The organism is Pseudomonas edaphica (assembly GCF_005863185.1).
In the GTDB taxonomy this organism is placed as follows: Bacteria; Pseudomonadota; Gammaproteobacteria; order Pseudomonadales; family Pseudomonadaceae; genus Aquipseudomonas; species Aquipseudomonas edaphica.
The window spans coordinates 1-2,632 of sequence record NZ_VBVZ01000765.1 but is presented as its reverse complement, the minus strand read 5'-3'; the positions used below and the strand labels follow the sequence as shown (position 1 = coordinate 2,632).

3 protein-coding genes are annotated in these 2,632 nt (G+C 60.3%); 1 reads left to right on the top strand and 2 read right to left on the bottom strand.

What is annotated here, in order from left to right; translation table 11 throughout:
• Positions 1 to 3 precede the first annotated feature (3 nt).
• Positions 4 to 1,290: a phosphate regulon sensor histidine kinase PhoR gene (phoR, locus tag FEM54_RS30185; RefSeq protein ID WP_240792826.1), complete on the bottom strand. Its 1,287-nt coding sequence runs from the start codon at positions 1,288 to 1,290 to the stop codon at positions 4 to 6.
• A gap of 81 nt (positions 1,291 to 1,371) precedes the next feature.
• Positions 1,372 to 2,061 (bottom strand): phosphate regulon transcriptional regulator PhoB, encoded by a 690-nt coding sequence (gene phoB / locus FEM54_RS30180; protein WP_003195617.1) that lies wholly within the window; start codon positions 2,059 to 2,061, stop codon positions 1,372 to 1,374.
• Between the two features lie 154 nt (positions 2,062 to 2,215).
• Between phoB and FEM54_RS30175 the strand changes: the two genes are divergently transcribed.
• Entirely contained in the window at positions 2,216 to 2,593 is a 378-nt protein-coding gene (locus tag FEM54_RS30175) for a COG4315 family predicted lipoprotein (protein WP_017135806.1), read from the top strand.
• Positions 2,594 to 2,632: the final 39 nt, after the last annotated feature.

Here is a 2,632-nt window from a genome sequence, read left to right as displayed (position 1 = left end):
GGGTTATTCATCTGTGCCGATCACCCGCGAGCGGGTCATCTGCGCCGGTGGGAAATGGCAGGTAAAGGTGCTGCCATGCCCCAGCACGCTGCTGATCTCCAACCGTGCGCGGTGGCGCAACAGCACGTGTTTGACGATCGCCAGGCCCAGCCCGGTGCCGCCGGTGTTGGAGTTGCGGCTTGAGTCGACGCGGTAGAAGCGTTCGGTCAGGCGCGGCAGGTGCTTGGCGTCGATACCGATGCCGGAGTCCTGCACGCTCAAGTGTGCGCCGTGCTCATCGCTCCACCAGCGGATGCGGATATTGCCCTTGTCCTGGGTGTACTTCACGGCGTTGAACACCAGGCTGGAAAACGCGCTGCGCAACTCACCTTCGCTGCCTTTGAGCAATACCTGCGGGTCGGCTTCCAGTGTGATCTGTTGCCCGCGCTCGCCGGAAAGCGCCTGGGCGTCATTCTTGATGGTCTGCAGCAGGCTTTGCACCGCCACCGGATGGTTGTCCGACGGGTAATCGGTGGCTTCCAGCTTGGCCAGCAACAGCAGGTCATTGAGCAGGGTTTGCATGCGTGAGCCCTGCTGTTGCATCTGCTGCAGGGCACGGCTCCAACGCGGGTTGATCTCGTCGACGTTGTCCAGCAGCGTCTCCAGGTAGCCGCAGATCACCGTCAACGGCGTACGCAGTTCGTGGGAGACGTTGGCGACGAAGTCTTTGCGCATCTGTTCCAACTGGTGAATGCGAGTCACGTCGCGCACCAGCATCAGGTGCTCGTTGTTGCCATAACGCGTCAGGTACAGCTGGATGCGCACGCGGTCATTGGTAGGCGAGGGGATTTCCAGCGCTTCTTCGTAGTTTTCCTGCTCGAAATATTCCTTGAAGCGCGGGTGGCGCACCAGGTTGGTCACCGGCTGACCGCTGTCCTGGGGCGTCTTGAGGCCCAGCAAGGTCTCGGCAGCGCGGTTCCACCACTCCAGGTTGCCGTCGCTGTCGAGCATGATCACCGCGTCTTTGAGCGCAGCGGTAGACTCCTGCACCCGGTCGATCACCGCCTGCAGGCGCCCGCGAACCCTTTGGTCGCGGCGTTGCAGGTGGTAGATGCTGTCGAACACTTCGCCCCACAGGCCGTAGCCGTCGGGTGGTGCTTCGTCGGGTTTGTGCTGGCGCAGCCATTCATGCAGGCGCAGCAATTGTTTGAGGGTCCAGCCCAGGTACAGGCCGATACCAACGGCCAGGCTCCAACCGTAATAACCGCTGATCAAACCCACCACCAAGCAACCGGTGATCAACAGAAGCATGTGGCGAATCAGGGTGCCATGCCAGTTCTGGTTCACTTAAACATGCGTCCTTGTCAGCTGTTAAGGAAAGGAAGGGCCGGCTCAACCTTTGGTGGAAAAGCGATAGCCGGTGCCGCGCACGGTTTGTACCAGATTCTCGTAGGCATCGCCCAAGGCTTTGCGCAGGCGGCGGATATGCACGTCAACCGTGCGCTCCTCCACATACACATTGCCGCCCCACACCTGGTCCAGCAATTGCCCACGGGTATAGGCGCGCTCCTGGTGGGTCATGAAAAATTGCAGCAGGCGGTATTCGGTCGGCCCCATCTCGGCCGGCTTGCCGTCGATGGTCACGCGGTGGCTGATCGGGTCCAGGATCAGCCCGTCGACTTCGATCGGCGCTTCGCCATCGGTAGGGCCGGCACGGCGCAGTACGGCCTTCAGGCGCGCTACCAGCTCACGTGGGGAAAACGGCTTGGTGATGTAGTCATCAGCGCCGACTTCCAGGCCCTGGATCTTGTTGTCCTCTTCACCCTTGGCGGTGAGCATGATGATCGGGATATCCCCGGTCAGCTCGTCACGCTTGAGGCGACGGGCCAGTTCGATGCCGGAGGTGCCGGGCAGCATCCAGTCCAGCAGGATCAGGTCCGGCTTGCGGTCGACGATAATGGCATGGGCCTGCTGGGAGTTCTCCGCCTCCAGGCAGTCATAGCCGGCCATTTCCAACGCAACGGCGATCATCTCGCGAATGGGCGCTTCGTCGTCAACGATCAGAATGCTCCTGCCAACCATGCTCAAAATCCTCTTGTCATTTAACTGTCTTGCGCCGCATTAGATAACGGAATTATTGCAGTCGTGTGACAGTAATTTAGACGATCGGGCAATTCACGGCACTCTGGACTACCCTTTGGGTCCGAATCCTGACAACCACAAAAGGAAGGTTCCGATGACTTACAGCACTGTTTCATGGAAAGCCCTGTTGGTATCGGCGGCGTTGACGCTGCCGGGCCTGGCGTTTGCGGCGGAGCCGGCGATGACTCACGACGGAATGTTGGTGGATCACAAGGGGCTGACCCTCTACACCTTTGACAAGGATGCCGACGGCAAGTCGGTGTGCAAAGACCAGTGTGCGACCAACTGGCCGCCGCTGAAGGCTGAGTCTACTGACAAGTCGATGGGTGATTGGACAGTCATTACCCGCGACGACCAGACCAGTCAGTGGGCTTACAAAGGCAAGCCTGTCTACACCTACAAGGATGACAAGAAGGCGGGTGACAAGACCGGTGATGGCAAGGGCGGGGCGTGGCACGTAATCAAGCCCTGACCACGCAGTGCGGCTGAAACCATCGCGGGCAAGCCCGCT

Bases quoted from the DNA above. Each gene is read 5' to 3' on its own strand.
- FEM54_RS30175 (WP_017135806.1), top strand. From the start codon at position 2,216: ATGACTTACAGCACTGTTTCATGGAAAGCCCTGTTGGTATCGGCGGCG.
- phoR (WP_240792826.1), bottom strand. From the start codon at position 1,290: ATGCTTCTGTTGATCACCGGTTGCTTGGTGGTGGGTTTGATCAGCGGT.
- phoB (WP_003195617.1), bottom strand. From the start codon at position 2,061: ATGGTTGGCAGGAGCATTCTGATCGTTGACGACGAAGCGCCCATTCGC.